14 protein-coding genes are annotated in these 14428 nt (G+C 65.4%); 9 read left to right on the forward strand and 5 right to left on the reverse strand.

The genetic code is table 11. The features are described from left to right. Positions 1-44: 44 nt before the first annotated feature. From ACODSP_RS20630 to ACODSP_RS20645, 4 genes are read left to right on the forward strand one after another with little or no spacing between them, the layout of a single operon-like run. Positions 45-1286: a lipoprotein-releasing ABC transporter permease subunit gene (locus ACODSP_RS20630; RefSeq protein ID WP_488967426.1), complete on the forward strand. Its 1242-nt coding sequence runs from the start codon at positions 45-47 to the stop codon at positions 1284-1286. Then, on the forward strand, positions 1279-2526 hold the full coding sequence (locus tag ACODSP_RS20635; protein WP_488967427.1) for a lipoprotein-releasing ABC transporter permease subunit: 1248 nt from the start codon (positions 1279-1281) through the stop codon (positions 2524-2526). The genes ACODSP_RS20630 and ACODSP_RS20635 overlap by 8 nt, the downstream gene beginning before the upstream one ends. Before the next feature lie 3 nt (positions 2527-2529). Next, a complete protein-coding gene (locus tag ACODSP_RS20640; RefSeq protein WP_488967428.1) occupies positions 2530-3210 on the forward strand; it encodes an ABC transporter ATP-binding protein in 681 nt (226 codons plus the stop codon). Between the two features lie 3 nt (positions 3211-3213). Then, a complete protein-coding gene (locus tag ACODSP_RS20645; RefSeq protein ID WP_488967429.1) occupies positions 3214-4083 on the forward strand; it encodes a DNA-3-methyladenine glycosylase family protein in 870 nt (289 codons plus the stop codon). Positions 4084-4086: 3 nt separating this feature from the next. On the opposite strand, the gene ACODSP_RS20650 is transcribed toward ACODSP_RS20645, so the two are convergent. Then, the gene (locus ACODSP_RS20650) at positions 4087-7365 is read right to left on the reverse strand and encodes a beta strand repeat-containing protein (RefSeq protein WP_488967430.1); all 3279 of its coding nucleotides are present in this window, start codon (positions 7363-7365) and stop codon (positions 4087-4089) included. Positions 7366-7554: 189 nt separating this feature from the next. Between ACODSP_RS20650 and ACODSP_RS20655 the strand changes: the two genes are divergently transcribed. Next, positions 7555-8253: an RT0821/Lpp0805 family surface protein gene (locus ACODSP_RS20655; RefSeq protein WP_488967431.1), complete on the forward strand. Its 699-nt coding sequence runs from the start codon at positions 7555-7557 to the stop codon at positions 8251-8253. A 178-nt stretch (positions 8254-8431) separates the two neighbouring features. Here ACODSP_RS20655 and ACODSP_RS20660 read toward each other — a convergent pair whose 3' ends face one another. The 4 genes from ACODSP_RS20660 to lgt form a co-directional block, all read right to left on the reverse strand. After that, a complete protein-coding gene (locus ACODSP_RS20660) occupies positions 8432-8878 on the reverse strand; it encodes a hypothetical protein (RefSeq protein ID WP_488967432.1) in 447 nt (148 codons plus the stop codon). A 106-nt stretch (positions 8879-8984) separates the two neighbouring features. Next, on the reverse strand, positions 8985-9749 hold the full coding sequence (gene pgeF, locus ACODSP_RS20665; RefSeq protein WP_488967433.1) for a peptidoglycan editing factor PgeF: 765 nt from the start codon (positions 9747-9749) through the stop codon (positions 8985-8987). Beyond that, positions 9746-10861 carry a class I SAM-dependent methyltransferase gene (locus ACODSP_RS20670; protein WP_488967434.1) on the reverse strand — a complete coding sequence of 372 codons (1116 nt, stop codon included), beginning with the start codon at positions 10859-10861 and terminating at the stop codon, positions 9746-9748. The genes pgeF and ACODSP_RS20670 overlap by 4 nt, the downstream gene beginning before the upstream one ends. Beyond that, positions 10858-11685, reverse strand: a complete 828-nt coding sequence (gene lgt / locus ACODSP_RS20675) for a prolipoprotein diacylglyceryl transferase (protein WP_488967435.1) — start codon at positions 11683-11685, stop codon at positions 10858-10860. Before lgt ends, ACODSP_RS20670 begins: the two co-directional genes overlap by 4 nt. Before the next feature lie 159 nt (positions 11686-11844). Here lgt and ACODSP_RS20680 point away from each other — a divergent pair, with 159 nt between their 5' ends. From ACODSP_RS20680 to ACODSP_RS20695, 4 genes are all read left to right on the forward strand, one after another. After that, positions 11845-12105, forward strand: coding sequence for an accessory factor UbiK family protein (locus tag ACODSP_RS20680; protein ID WP_292910008.1), 261 nt, complete (start codon positions 11845-11847; stop codon positions 12103-12105). A gap of 215 nt (positions 12106-12320) precedes the next feature. Continuing rightward, entirely contained in the window at positions 12321-12824 is a 504-nt protein-coding gene (locus ACODSP_RS20685; RefSeq protein WP_054170140.1) for a type III secretion system chaperone family protein, read from the forward strand. Between the two features lie 72 nt (positions 12825-12896). Beyond that, positions 12897-13703 carry a pyrroline-5-carboxylate reductase gene (gene proC / locus ACODSP_RS20690; protein ID WP_488967436.1) on the forward strand — a complete coding sequence of 269 codons (807 nt, stop codon included), beginning with the start codon at positions 12897-12899 and terminating at the stop codon, positions 13701-13703. A gap of 27 nt (positions 13704-13730) precedes the next feature. After that, a complete protein-coding gene (locus ACODSP_RS20695) occupies positions 13731-14225 on the forward strand; it encodes a YbaK/EbsC family protein (protein WP_488967437.1) in 495 nt (164 codons plus the stop codon). Positions 14226-14428 lie beyond the last annotated feature (203 nt).

The following is a 14428-nucleotide window of genomic DNA, read 5'->3' on the forward strand; positions in this document are numbered from 1 at the left end:
AAGGCTAAACCCACGGCACAGCCAACCCCGTATCCAGGGCCGCAATGATCTTCACCCCTTTTGAGCGTATGGTCGCATGGCGTTACCTGCGGGCGCGGCGGCAGGAGGGGACGGTGTCGGTGATCGCCGGCTTCTCCTTCATCGGGGTGGCGCTGGGCGTGGCGACCCTGATCATCGTCATGTCGGTGATGAATGGTTTCCGGGCCGAGCTGGTCAGCCGTATCCAGGGCGTGTCGGCCCATGCCGCCGTCAGTGTGGCCGGCGGCGGGCCGCTGACCGACTACGCCGCCCTGATGGAGCGGTTGCGCACCGCCCCCGGGGTGACGCAGATGATGCCCGTGGTGGAGGGCCAGGCGCTGGCCACCGTCAATGGCCGCGCCGTCGGCGTGAAGGTGCGCGGGCTGGCGGTCGCGGATTTTCAGACGCGGCCCATCGTGGGGCGTAGCGTTATCCGTGGCCTGTCCGACCTGGGCGAGGATGGGGTGGCGCTGGGCTTCAACCTGTCCCGGTCGCTGGGTATTTCGGCGGGCGGCAATGTCACCCTGATCAGCCCGAAGGGCACCGTGACCGCATTCGGGACCATGCTGCGGCGAAAGGAATTTCCCGTCTACGCCGTGGTCGATCTGCGCATGCCCGAACAGGATGCCAACCTGATCTATATGCCGCTGCCGGCCTCCCAGGCGTTTTTCCGCATGGGCCAGGGGGTCAGCGCCATTGACGTGTTCGTGGACGATCCGCGCGATGTGGACATGATGCGCGCCACCCTGTCGGCGGCGGCGGGCCCCGGCTTTACCGTCACCGACTGGCGGCAGGCCAATAAGGGGCTGGTGACCGCGCTGGGGGTGGAGCGGGTGGCGATGTTCGTCGTGCTGACCCTGATCATCCTGGTGGCCAGTTTCAATATCGTCTCCTCCATGGTCATGCTGGTGCGTGGCAAGGCGGCCAGCATCGCCATCCTGCGCACCATGGGGGCGCAGCGGGCGTCGGTGTCGCGCATCTTCCTGCTGGCCGGCACCTCCATCGGGGCTGTCGGCACGCTGGTCGGCTTTGCCCTGGGTATCCTGCTGACCGTGAATGTGCAGGCCATCGGTTATGCGCTGGGTCAGGTGCCGGGCATTGCGGGGTCACAGATGCTGTTGTTCCTGACCACCCTGCCGGCCATCATTGATTGGTCGGAGGTTACCCTGGTGGTGGCGCTGGGCCTGTTCCTGTCGGTGGTGGCCACGCTTTATCCCGCCCGCCGGGCGGCCTCGATGGACCCGGTGGAGGCGCTGCGCCATGGCTGACCGTTCCCGCATGTTCGGCATTCTGGAGCGCTGGATTGCCTTTCGCTATCTGGGTGCGCGCCGGCAGGAGGGGTTCATCTCCGTCATTGCCGGCTTCTCCTTCCTTGGCATCGCTCTGGGTGTCGCCACGCTGATCATCTCCTTGTCGGTGTTCAACGGGTTTCAGCGCGACCTGCTGTCCCGCGTGCTGGGTTTCCAGGGCCATGTGGTGGCCGTGGGCCAGTATGGCCCGTTCCAGGCGTCCGACGCGTTGGTGGAGGGGGTGCGCGGTGTGCCGGGCGTGGTGTCGGTGATGCCCAGCCTGGATGCGCAGGGGCTTCTCTCCACCCGCGACTTTGCCGGCGGCGTGCTGGTCAAGGCGCTGCGCCCTGCCGACATGGCCGCCCGCCCGGCCTTTGCCGATGCCCTGGTGGAGGGCACCCTGGCAGAGGGCGACGGCATCGCCATCGGCAAGCGCATGGCCGAAAATGGCCGGATCAAGCTGGGTAACCGCGTCACCATCCTGTCGCCGCAGGTGGATGCGGGCGGCGGCCCGCCCCGGTCGCGGGCCTTCACCGTCACCGGGATCGTGGCCCTGGGCGTGTCGGAGTTTGACAACACGCTGGTGCTGATGGACCTCGCCACGGCACAGGAATTCTTTCAGCTGGACGGCAACGTGACGGCGGTGGAGGTGACCTTCACCGATCCCGCGCTGGGTCCTGCCCGCATGGGTGATGTGGCGGCGCGCCTGCCCGCCGGCCTGCATGTCCAGAACTGGCAGCAGGTGAACGGCGCCTTTTTCAGCTTCATCGAGACGCAGCGCAATGTCGTGTCCCTGATCCTGGGCATGATCGTGGTGGTGGCGGCCTTCAACATCATTTCCGGCATGATCATGATGGTGCAGGACAAGGGGCGGGAGATTGCCATCCTGCGCACCATGGGGGCCGGTCGCGGCACCATCCTGCGCATCTTCCTGATGTCCGGCGCCTCCATCGGTATCGCTGGCACCGCCGCCGGCCTGATCCTGGGCGTCACCTTGTCGGGCCATATGGAACAGGTGCGGCAGTTGGTGAAGGCCGCCACGGGTGTCGATCCGTTTAATTCGGACATCTATTTTTTGTCCTCCTTGCCCTCCTTCACCGATCCGTGGCAGGTGGCGCAGGTGGCTGTTGCATCCGTGGCCCTGTCGCTGCTGGCCACGCTGTATCCATCCTGGCGGGCGGCGAAGCTGGACCCGGTTGAAGCCCTTCGATACGAGTGACAAATGGCTGAGATTGTCCTGCGCCTGACCGGCATTCACCGCTCCTTTACCCAAGTGGAAACCCCGCTGCATGTGCTGCGCGGGGTCGATGCCGCCATCCGGGCGGGGGAGATGGTGGCCCTGGTGGGGCCAAGCGGGGCCGGCAAATCCACCCTGCTGCATATCGCGGGCCTGCTGGAACCCGCCGACAAGGGCGGGATCGAGATTGCAGGCCAGAAGGCAGACGGGCTGTCTGACGCTGAACGCACCGCCATCCGCCGCGACAAGATCGGCTTTGTCTATCAGTTCCATCACCTGCTGCCGGAATTCACGGCAGAGGAAAACATCATCATTCCGCAGATGCTGGCCGGTGCCTCCCGATCCGCCGCCAAGGCCCGCGCGCAGGAGTTGCTGGGCCTGGTCGGCCTGTCCGCCCGCGCCGGCCACCGCCCGGCCAAACTGTCGGGCGGGGAGCAGCAGCGTGTGGCCATCGCCCGCGCGCTGGCCAACCGCCCGCGCTTGCTGATCGCGGATGAACCGACGGGCAATCTGGACATGCACACGGCGGAAAAAGTGTTCGCCCTGTTTGGCGATCTGGTGCGGGGGCAGGGGCTTGGTGCCCTGGTCGCCACCCATAATCTGGATCTGGCGCGGCGCATGGACCGGGTGGTGGAAATGCGCGACGGTCTGCTGGTGGCGGGCTGACCTATGGCACACCTGCCCGATATCGCCCTGCCTGCCGGTTACCGTGCCGATTGGGTGCTTTCCTATCATGGTCGCGACCCGGATGGGCTGTCGGAACGGGTAGTCGGCAATGTCATCACCAAGATCCTGGCCCCGGCGGGCCGGGCTATCCGGGTCGATATCACGATCCACCCCACCCATGCCGCTCTGACTACCGATCCCGCCGACCTGACGGATGCAGAGGTGGGCAGCCTGTCGGCGTCCGTGGCCCGCATGCTGGGCGTGTCGGGCGATGTATCGGGGCTGGAGGCGCTTGCGGCACAGGATGCGCAGGTGGAACGCCTGCTCTCGCGTTGTGGCCCCGGCCTGCGCCTGCCGCAGACGGCAGGGGTGTTCGAGGCCATGTGCTGGGCCGTGGTGGGGCAGCAGGTCAATCTGCGTTTCGCGGGGCAGCTGCGCCGCACCCTGATCGAACTGGCGGGCATCCCGCACGCGTCGGGCATGAAGGCGCATCCCACGCCCGCCGGCATTGCGGCCCTGGACCCCGACCTTCTGGGTACGCTGAAATTCTCCCGCTCCAAGGCGGCCTATCTGATCAATGCCGCGCGCAGCGGGATTGATTTCGAAGGGCTGCCCCATGGCGATGCCGCCACGGCAGAGGCGGCGATGACGGGGGTGAAGGGGATCGGTCCCTGGACGCGGGCCTATGTCCTGCTGCGTGCCTGTGCCTTTCCCGATGTCGCCCCCATCGGGGATGCGGGTCTGTCGGCGGCGCTCCAGAATTTCCATGGGCTGGACCATCGGCCCGGCCCTGCGGAACAAGACGCCCTGATGCGCCCCTTCGCGCCGTGGCGCAGTCTGGCCACGGCGCATCTGTGGGCAGGCTGGGCTTAACCTCTATCCCAGTTCGGTAATGGCCACCGCCCGGCCCTGGACATAGCCGTACAGGAGATAATGGGTCAGCGGGTTCATGTTCATGGCCGCGACGTTGGGATTGTCATCCAGATAGGTGCTGGTATCGAACCAGCGTGACGGGTCGCGCCCTTCCTTCCAGCCATAGGTGTTATAGTGGGTCAGGGCATCCATGCCCGCAGCGGCCACATCCTTGTTTGTGGCCAGATACCAGTCCGTGTCGAAGAAGATGTTGGGATCACGCCCCTCGCGAGCGCCATATTGCAGATAATGCTCCCACGCGCTGCGGAAGGCGCGCCCGACGCCGCTGACCTCTGCCACGTCGGGGTTCTGGGCCAGATAGAAGGACTCATCGAACAGCACCAGCGTGCCATCCAGCCGAGCCGGTGACGCGCGGAATTCCGCCCGGCCAACGGCCAGATAATGGGCTTCCCCGCTGGCATACTGGCCCGCCTTGACCATGGCCGCCACGTCAGGATAAAGCGCCAGATAGGCGGCTTCATCAAACTGTGTGGTGTCATAGGGGCGATAGGGCGTGTTCGGCTGCGGTGCGCGCAGCGGGATCGCGTAATTGCCCAGAACGGCGATTTCCACCCCGAACAGTTCGTCGATACCGTTGCCATTGGCCCTTGTATCGGTGACGCGGTAGTGGAACTGCCCCTCCGACTGCCAGATATCATTAATGAAAATCTGTCGCCCGATCATGTCGGCGCTGCCCGCGTAGCGCACAGCGTCGATGCCGCCACCACCCACGATCCGATCATTGCTGAAACTGCCGAGCAGCAGATCGGAGCCGGCGCCGCCCGTGACCGTAACGGGCTGGAAATCCTTCGACGTGGGGTCGAAATCCTGAATGAAATTACTGGCGGTCAGGGCCGTTGGGTCAATGTTGGAGAAGCGGATCAAGGCCCCTGGTGGGCTCTTGACATACGGGTTTTGGGACAGAGGATCGGCATTGACCATCAGCAGCGTGTCGCTGCCATCCTTGACCAGATAGAGATATCGGCCCAGTGGCGCGCCCGATTCGATATTCCACAGGTTCGGCATCACCCGCGACAGGTCGATCACGTCGGCGCCCTTGTCGAAATCGGTGATGGTCACCGTGGTGACGGGGAGGCCACTAAACACGGATGAAAGGCCGGCGGGCGCGAAACGGTCAGCCCAGGCGCCGCCGGTCAGGCTGCCCGCACTGGCCTGGATCACATCATCGCCGGCCCCGCCATCCAGGGTCGATGCGCCATAGGTGGAAATCAGCGTGTCATTGCCATCGTCACCAAACACAAGGTCGCCGCTGCCGGCATTGCGGATGATATCGTTGCCGGCACCACCGCGCATCGTGTCGGGCGATGCATCGCCGGTGCCCAGGGCATAGATCGGGTCGGAATACCATTGCAGGACATCGCTGCCATCGCCGCCTTCCAGCAGTTCTGACCCTTCCGATCCCATCAACGTGTCGCTGCCGGCCCCGCCGAACAACTGGCTGTTCATGCCGCCGCTGATCCGGTCGGCGCCATCGCCACCGTTGATGGTGGCCGCGACGCCACCGGTCAGTGCGTCATTGCCGTCATCGCCATTGATGACATCATTGATGCCGCCGCCGCGGATCGTGTCATTGCCGCTGCCGCCGGACAGGTTGTTGGTGCCGGTGGCGTCGGAAATGAAGTCATTGCCGCCATTGCCGCGGATCGTATCGTTGCCATGGCCGCCGACCAGCGTCTCCCCGGCATCGGTTCCCGTCTGGGTCAGGTCGGATTGGTCGAACCGGGTGGTGGCGACGATGCCGCCCGCAAAATTCCCGGCCACCAGGCTGCTGGCCTGGACATTGGCCAGGACGGCCAGGGTCCGCCCGGCCTGACCCCCACCCGAATCCTCGTCAATCAGGATATGGGTGTTGGCCCCGATCTGGCCCAGCCAGATATAGCGGGCCAGATCGGCACCCGGCTTGTACCCCAGCAGGGTGGAGAGGATGGCCGTCAGGTCCAGGGTGTCGCCGCCTGCGCCGGGCGTGAAATCGGTGATGAACAGTTCGGATATGGAATTGGGCGCCTGTCGATAGTCGGTGATGACAAACCGGTCGCGCCCGCCACCGCCCGTGGCCCGGCCACCCGCCATGGTCAAGACATCGTCGCCCATGCCGCCCTGTAGGGTGCCGTTCACGGCGGTCAGAATGTCATTGCCGTCGCCGCCCGACAGTTGGTCAAAGCCGGACCCGCTGATGATGGTATCGTTGCCGGCCCCGCCATCAAGGATGCTGCTATAGAAGTCGGGGTTCGATGAACTGTCGATAAGGTCGTCGCCATTGCCGCCGGTGACACTGTCATTGCCGCCGCCGGGGAAGATCACATCATTGCCATCCCCACCGCTGATCGTGTCGGCGCCCCGACCGCCGGTGATGGTGTCATTGCCATCGTCGCCCGACAGGTTGTTGCCTTGGCTGCTGGTGTCGGAGATGACGTCATTCCCGGCCCCGCCTGTGATCGTATCCGGGCCCCAGCCGCCGGCCAGCGTGTCGTCACCGTCGGAGCCTTGAAGCGTGGCGATTTCGTTATCAATACGGGTGGTTGGTTTGAAACCGCCCGTGAAATGCCCGCTATTCAGGGCCGACAGGGTCAGGTTGCGGAAGGTGACAAGTGTCTGCGTGGCATGGGTGGCACCCGCCCCGTCGCGGTCCAGGCGTAGCAGCGTGTCATTGCCGCTTTGTTCCAGCCACAGGAAGCGGCCAAACGGATTGCCACCCGTGTATCCGGTCAAGCTGGACAGGATGCCGGTCAGATCCAGACTGTCCCCGAATGTGCCCACCGCGAAATCGGTGATGGTGACCGACCATTCCTGTCCCTGGTCGGGATTGCCAAGCGCGCCGATCACAAACCGGTCGCGCCCGCTGCCGCCGCTGGCGATGCCGTCGGACAGGGTGATGATGTCGGCACCGGTGCCGCCGACGATGGTGCCGCGCTGTGCGGTCAGAACGTCATCGCCGGCCCCGCCATCGATTTGTTCCTCACCCAGGCTGCTGGTGATTGTGTCATTGCCCGCCCCGCCATAGGCTAGGTCGATATCGCCATAGGCGGCGGATGTCAGGTCGATGCGGTCATCCCCCGCGCCGCCATCCAGCGTGTCATAGCCAGCACCGCCGGTCAGGCTGTCATTGCCATCGCCTCCCGACAGGCTGTCATTGCCGGAAACACCCGTGATCGTGTCATCCAGGTTCCCGCCAATGATTGTATCATCCTGGATAGTACCCGTCTTGATCTCGCCTGCGGCCATTTCCACGCGTTCCCTTAGATCATCGCCTATTGGAAACAACATGAAATGGCTGGATTCTGTCAATGGACCCTGCCGCTCCCCCACCCGAAAGAGGCATGCGCGGTTGCCATAAATTCGCCCAGAGCCGGGCGCACCTTATCAGCATGAACGACGTTCGTTACGGACGTCCCGATTGCTGGTGAGGCTATCATGCGGTTGCGCGATTTTGGAAAACTGACGCTGACGGCGGTTCTGGCCCTGTCGCTGGGCACGCCCTCGGCCATGGCCGGCGACTGGGACCGGGACGGGCGCGGGCACCGCGACGACCGTCATGATCACCGGGATGACCGGCGCAATGATCGCGATGATCGTCGCGACGACCGCCGCGATGATCGTTACGACCGCCGCGATGACCGGCGTGATCAACATTGGGGCGACCGCGACTATCGTTACCGCGCCCCGCCGCCGGGCTGGTACGCCCATGGCGGCTATCCGGTCCGGCATTGGGACGTGCCGCCGGCCCGCCGCCGCGTCTACCGCGATGTGGTTGTCGTGCGGCCCTATGGCCATTGGTATTCCGGCTATGGCCGCTACCGCAGCGATGACGACGCCCTGTTCTTCCTGGGCCTGACGGCGATCAGCCTGGTGGCGCTCAGTTCCCTGTCGGAGGCGCAGCAGCGTGCGCATGAGGATGCGCAGGTCCGCGCCACCTTCGCCCCCATCGGCCAGCCCATCGTCTGGTCCGATGGCCGGGCGACGGGCGCCGTCACGTCGCTGCGTGAAGGCCGCGCCGCCGACGGTGCCTATTGCCGCGAATTCCAGCAGCAGGTGACCATCGGTGGCCGCACCGAGGATGCCTATGGCACGGCGTGCCAGCAGCCGGACGGGTCCTGGCAGGTGGTGAACTAGAGCGGACTTCTTTTGACTGGAGACGCGTTTTCTTCGTCATCCCGGCGAAAGCCGGGACCCAGCGTAGAGCGGCGTCCGCCGCGATATGAATCGTATCGGCGCTAACCGCGCCTTACGCTGGGTCCCGGCTTTCGCCGGGATGACGATAGGGGGTAGTTCCAGTCAACGTAAACCTGCTCTAATACCCATCCACTGCCGTCAGGCGCGCCTGGATTTCTGCCACTTGCAAGGGACCCCGGCCCGGCGGCACCGCCTCGCCGGGCTTGCACCCTTCATCCAACAGGAAGCGCAGCTTCAGGTCCGGGTGGGTGCTGTTGAAGGCATAGGCGGGCACGATTCCGTCGAACCACAGCATCCCGTCTTCGGATGGCGGCGCCTTGGGATCGCGCATGATCTGCGTGACGAAGGCGGGGCCGGTGGGCACATCCACCACGATGTGCCGCCCCTGATGGAAGCTGGCTTCCTTGATGCCGATGCGCAGAACCACCAGCTCGCTGGCTTTCGGGATGCGCTGCAGGGCCACCTTGCGCCAGGCCGGCTTGTCCGCCGTCACTTCTGTCACCTCGCCTGCGAAGACGGGCGGTGTCAGCAGCAATCCGGTCAGCAGCAGGGCGAAAGCGCGCATGGGGTCCTCTACCTTGACGATGAGGACCCCATGATGCGCGGGCAAAAACACGCATGCAATGTAAAAGTGGATCGACTATGACGCTCTTTGGTAGAAATTGGCGTAGTCACGTCAGGCAGATGGCCGACAGCCCGCGCCCATAATCCGGTTCCTGACGCAGGCAGGCGCGGCGGTAGCTGAAGAACAGATCCTCCCGCGCCAGCGTATCCAGACCGGTGGTTTCCACCTGTCCCAACCCTGCGGCCTGCAACCGGCCCAGAACATAGCCGCCGATATTGAACATCCAGTGATCGGCCCGTTCCGACGGGCGGAACAGCACGTCATGGCCGGGATCGGTGGACACGAACCGTTCGCGGAATTCCGGCCCCACCTCATAGCTGTCCCAGCCGATATGCGGGCCGATGCCGGCCAGGATGCGGGGCCGGTCGGCGCCCAGCGCGACCATGGCCGCCACCGTGGCCTCCAGCACGCCCGTCACCGCCCCCTTCCACCCGGCATGGGCCGCACCGATGACGCGGGCGACCGGGTCCACGAACAGGACCGGCACGCAATCCGCCGTCAGGATACCCAGCGCGATGCCGGGCCGGTCGGTGACCATGGCGTCCGCCTTGGGCGCCGCACTGTGCGGGAACGGTTCGGTGACCGTCACCACATCGGGGCTATGTACCTGATAGACAGTGGTGAGCGCGGAGGGGGGAACGCCCAGCAGTTCCACGGCGCGGGCGCGGTTGGCGGTGACATTGGCGGGATCATCGTTGGACCCGTATCCGCAATTCATGGCGGCCAGGATGCCCGTCGACACACCGTCGGTACGGGTGAAGAACCCGTGGCGCAGGCCGGGAACGGCGGTCAGATGGTCAAGCGTGATCATGCGCTGTCTCCGGTCGAACGGGCAAAGCCGGCGGGCGCGGGGGCCGCCGGATGGGTGATGGCGATGGCGCGGAACAGGCGGCCCATGCTGTCGGGCGCCGTCAGCCTTGTCAGTGCCGATTGGATATCGGCCTGCTGCGCCGGTGTGGCCCGCGCCGACAGGGCGGATGCTCGCGCCGCGATGCCCAGCGTCAGCAGCAACTCGCCCTGTTCGACACTGTGGCCCACACCCGGATGCGCCGTCGCGCCGGCCTGTCGCGCCGCCTGCGCCAGGGCCGTGAAATCGACATGGGCCGTCAGGTCGGCACTGCTGGGATCGTCCAGCACGGCAACGGGCCGATGGGCGCGCAGGGCCTGCAACGTGTCGCCGATAGCCGGGCCATCATAGCCATAATCGATGATCAGGGCGGCCCCGGCCTGTGCCGACAGCCGCCGCCCGATCTCCGCCGCTACGGCGATGCCCACCGGGCAGGTCTCTGCAACCGCGCCGGGCGGTATCTCCGCTTCCCGGTGCAGCGGCGTCAGCAGGGCGCCGCCAGGGCTGGGGTCGAAGGTGAAGGCCAGCTGCCCTGCCGGGTTCAGACCCACCTTGCGCTCGGCCCAGCCGGCGGGCGTGCGGATGAACTGCCGGATGGGCAGGGCGTCAAAGAACTCGTTCGCGACCAGCAGCATCGGCCCGTCGGGCACGCTATCCAGCCGGTCATGCCAGATGGGGGTAAAACCGGTCAGGGCCGCCGCCTGCCGCTCCCGCAAGGTGGGGCTGGTTTCCACCAGATGCAGGCGGATGGCCTCATGAAAACCCGGCACGCGGGCCGTGGCGCGCAGGGCGTCAGCCATCAGCGTACCGCGCCCCGGCCCCAGTTCCACCAGTTGCACGCGCTCCGGGCAACCCTGGTTGATCCAGCAATCGGCCAGCCACACCCCCACCATCTCCCCGAACATCTGGGAAATCTCGGGCGCGGTGGTGAAATCACCCCTGGCCCCCAACGGGTCGCGGGTGATGTAATAGCCATGCTGGGGATGGCCCAGCGCCTCGCCCATGAAGCTGGCGATGCTGATCGGCCCGGTCAGGGCGATGCGGCGGACCAGCAGGTCATGCAGCGCGCCCGTCATTTCTGGGCGGGTGCGGGGGCCGGCACCGGCGTGCCGAACGGCGCGCGCAGCACCATCCATACCCCGATGATCAGCATGGGCATGGACAGCAATTGCCCCATGGTGGTGCCGAAGGCCAGGAAGCCCAGCTGGGCATCGGGCTGCCGGAAGAATTCCCCAACCAGACGGGCAATGGCATAGCCGATCAGGAACGCGCCCGACAGGGTGCCGGTCCGCGCCCGGATATTGGGATTGCGGGCCAGCAGGAAGATGGCGATGAACAGCAGCACGCCCTCCAGCCCCGCCTGATAAAGCTGGCTGGGATGGCGGGGAAGACCGGCGGGGTCGGTGGGGAAGATCATGGCCCAGGGCACATCCGTGGGCCGTCCCCACAGTTCCGCATTCACGAAATTCGCCAGCCGGCCCAGCAGCAGCCCCACCGGTGCCGCACAGGCGACCAGATCGCCCAGCGCGAAGGGCGAAAATCCACGCCGCCAGGAGAAGAGCAGGATCGCGGCAATGACCCCCGTTAGCCCGCCATGGAACGACATGCCCCCATGCCAGACGCGCAGCGCCTCCAGTGGGTCATTGATATAGGTGTCGAGACTATAGAACAGGATGGAGAACAGCCGTCCGCCGATCAGGATGCCGCCCGCCGCCCAGACAACGAAATCACCCAGATCATCCTCGGTCGGGCGCAGGCCGCTATTGCGCGCCAGCCGGTTGCAGTACCAGAGCGCAAAGGCGATGCCGGCGGCATAGGCCAGCCCGTACCATTTGATGGAGATCGGACCCAGAGCCAGCGCCACAGGGTCCAGGTCGGGGAAGGGGATGGCCAAAATCATGCGATATCCCGTCACGTTCCATCCCCGGCGGGGAAGACGCGACCTATATAGAGGGTTGGGGATCATGACGGCAAGGCGCGGGGCGGACCCGTATCTAACGCCATGGACAGGGATAGGCCCTATCCCCATAATGCGGCGCTTTTTTGAAGGGGACCCGCCATGCAGGTGGAAAACAAGCTGTTCGATGATCTGGCCCGTGTCGCCAGTGGGGCCATGGGTGCCATCTCCGGCATCCGGGGCGAGGTCGAAGGCCAGATTCGCCAGCAGTTCGAACGTATCCTGGCCCAGATGGACGTTGTCAGCCGGGAAGAGTTCGAGGCGGTGAAGGCCGTCGCCGCCGAGGCGCGGGCCCGTCAGGAAGCGCTGGAGGAAAAGCTGGCGGCCCTGGAGGCCAAGCTTTCCAAGGCTTCCGAAGGCTGACACGGTCCCGGCCATTGCCGGGGATCACATCGGTTTTGTTTCACGAAACGGCAAGGAACCGGAATCCGGTTGCGCCTGCGAAATGGCGCTGGCACCGTATTCCTGGTGGTTCCAACGCCGACAGGGCCACAATATCTGGACACCCCGATATGTGGCCCGCCGCTTCGCCTGGGGGATGGCGCTGCGGCAGGGCATTTGGGAGTGAGGGGGACGGCATGACGGCCTTGAATATCGAGACCCAGGCATCGACGCATAATCCGCTGGACATGCTGGAAGAGATGGTTGTCGCCAACGAATGGCCCTTCGACCGCGTCTCCGAGGAGGAGATGGTGGTGGAGATCAATGGCCGCTGGTGCGAATATCGCCTGTTCTTCATGTGGCAGGCAGAGGTCAGTGCGATGCAGTTCTCCTGCCAGTACGACATGAAGGTGCCGCCGGGCCGCAAGAATGCCGTGGCCGAACTGCTGGCCGAGGTCAATCCCAAGATGTGGCTGGGCCATTTCGATGTCTGCCACGATCAGCATACACCCATGTTCCGGCAGACCACCCTGCTGCGCGGTGCGCGCGGGGCCAGCTCCGAACAGCTTGAAGACCTGATGGACATTGCCTTGTCGGAATGCGAGCGTTTCTATCCGGCCTTCCAGTTCGTGATCTGGGGCGGCAAGACCCCGGCTGAGGCCGTGTCCGCCGCCATCCTGGATACGGTGGGCGAGGCCTGATCAAGCCGGACGGGGCCAACGCCGTCGGGGATGAACCCCGCGACCCCGCCGGAAATAAGGGGGAAACACCGGATGAGTGCGAGTTTGCTGCTGGTCGGGTGCGGTAAGATGGGTGGGGCCATGCTGGCCGGCTGGAAAGCCGCCGGTGCCGCCGGTTCCGTGGTGGTGGTGGAGCCGTTCGGTGTGCCGCGTGGCCTGCCCGCTGACGTCCTGGTCGTCAAGGAAGCCTCTGAAATCCCGGCTGATTTCACGCCCGATGCCATCATTCTGGCGGTCAAGCCGCAGATGATGGACCAGGCGCTGCCCAACTATGCCCGCTATGCCGGGACGGCCCTGTTCCTGTCCATCGCGGCGGGCAAGCCCATCGCCTATTTCGAAAAGCATCTGGGTGGGCATGCGGCCATTGTCCGCGCCATGCCCAATACGCCCGCTGCCGTGGGCCGTGGCATCAGCGCCGCCGTACCCAATGCCAATTGCTCCGACGCGCAGAAGGCGCTGGCCCGTACTCTGCTGTCGGCGGTGGGGGAGGTGGCCTGGGTCGCGGACGAAACCCTGCTGGACGCCGTGACGGCCCTGTCGGGCAGCGGCCCGGCCTACGTTTTCCTGCTGGTGGAGACGATGGCCAAGGCCGGTGTGGCCGCCGGCTTGCCGCCGGACCTGTCGATGCAGCTGGCGCGCGCCACCGTCATGGGCTCGGGCGAGTTGCTGCGCCAAAGCCACGAATCAGCCGAACAGCTGCGCCGCAACGTCACCAGCCCCAAGGGCACGACCGAAGCGGCCCTGAACGTGCTGATGGCCGAAGGGTCGGGCGGCATGCAGGACCTGCTGACCCGCGCCATCGCCGCCGGCACCGCCCGGTCGCGCGAGTTGGCTGGTTGAAAACACTATATAGGGAGTAAGGTTGGGATGGCCGGACCGTTGAGCCCCAGTGCGCAGAAGATACAGAACCTTCTGAACGATCTGGGCCATCCCATCCATGTCCTGGAATTCGCCGCCTCCACCCGCACCTCCGCAGAGGCGGCAGCGGCCATCGGCTGTGATGTGGCGCAGATCGCCAAATCCATCATGTTCCGCACCCGCGACACGGGCCGCCCCATCCTTGTCGTCACATCCGGCAGCAACCGGGTGAACGAGGCGACGGTGATCCGTCATCTGGCGTCGGCGCTGGGCGGCGAGAAACTGACCAAGGCCGATGCGGATTTCGTGCGGCAGAAGACGGGCTATCCCATCGGCGGCGTTCCGCCCCTGGGCCACAATGTCCCACCCATCACCCTGTTCGACCGCGACCTTCTGAACTTCACCACCGTCTGGGCCGCCGCCGGCACCCCCAACACCGTCTTCCCCATCGCCCCCGACGCGCTGGCCAGCATTGTCGGCGGCGTGGTGGCGGAGGTGGTTTGAGGGCCGATCAGACAACGTTATGTAGCGCGGATTAGGCGCAAGCCGTAATCCGCGGTGCGACGGCGGGGGCTTTTCCGCGGATTACGGCTTGCGCCTAATCCGCGCTACGATGCTGACTTTCCCACCTGATTTTGCTAAGCTACGTTTATCAACGCCATATCCGCGCCTACCCCCATTCGGAGCCATGGGCTTTCGGCCTGGAA

Source organism: Niveispirillum sp. FG156 (assembly GCF_057809555.1).

What these genes read in the sequence shown, in the direction of transcription:
- ACODSP_RS20655 (WP_488967431.1), top strand. Translation starts at nt 7,555, where the DNA reads ATGCGGTTGCGCGATTTTGGAAAACTGACGCTGACGGCGGTTCTGGCC.
- ACODSP_RS20685 (WP_054170140.1), top strand. Translation starts at nt 12,321, where the DNA reads ATGACGGCCTTGAATATCGAGACCCAGGCATCGACGCATAATCCGCTG.
- ACODSP_RS20630 (WP_488967426.1), top strand. Translation starts at nt 45, where the DNA reads ATGATCTTCACCCCTTTTGAGCGTATGGTCGCATGGCGTTACCTGCGG.
- ACODSP_RS20695 (WP_488967437.1), top strand. Translation starts at nt 13,731, where the DNA reads ATGGCCGGACCGTTGAGCCCCAGTGCGCAGAAGATACAGAACCTTCTG.
- ACODSP_RS20645 (WP_488967429.1), top strand. Translation starts at nt 3,214, where the DNA reads ATGGCACACCTGCCCGATATCGCCCTGCCTGCCGGTTACCGTGCCGAT.
- ACODSP_RS20640 (WP_488967428.1), top strand. Translation starts at nt 2,530, where the DNA reads ATGGCTGAGATTGTCCTGCGCCTGACCGGCATTCACCGCTCCTTTACC.
- ACODSP_RS20635 (WP_488967427.1), top strand. Translation starts at nt 1,279, where the DNA reads ATGGCTGACCGTTCCCGCATGTTCGGCATTCTGGAGCGCTGGATTGCC.
- ACODSP_RS20680 (WP_292910008.1), top strand. Translation starts at nt 11,845, where the DNA reads ATGCAGGTGGAAAACAAGCTGTTCGATGATCTGGCCCGTGTCGCCAGT.
- ACODSP_RS20650 (WP_488967430.1), bottom strand. Translation starts at nt 7,365, where the DNA reads ATGGCCGCAGGCGAGATCAAGACGGGTACTATCCAGGATGATACAATC.
- lgt (WP_488967435.1), bottom strand. Translation starts at nt 11,685, where the DNA reads ATGATTTTGGCCATCCCCTTCCCCGACCTGGACCCTGTGGCGCTGGCT.
- ACODSP_RS20670 (WP_488967434.1), bottom strand. Translation starts at nt 10,861, where the DNA reads ATGACGGGCGCGCTGCATGACCTGCTGGTCCGCCGCATCGCCCTGACC.
- ACODSP_RS20660 (WP_488967432.1), bottom strand. Translation starts at nt 8,878, where the DNA reads ATGCGCGCTTTCGCCCTGCTGCTGACCGGATTGCTGCTGACACCGCCC.
- pgeF (WP_488967433.1), bottom strand. Translation starts at nt 9,749, where the DNA reads ATGATCACGCTTGACCATCTGACCGCCGTTCCCGGCCTGCGCCACGGG.
- proC (WP_488967436.1), top strand. Translation starts at nt 12,897, where the DNA reads ATGAGTGCGAGTTTGCTGCTGGTCGGGTGCGGTAAGATGGGTGGGGCC.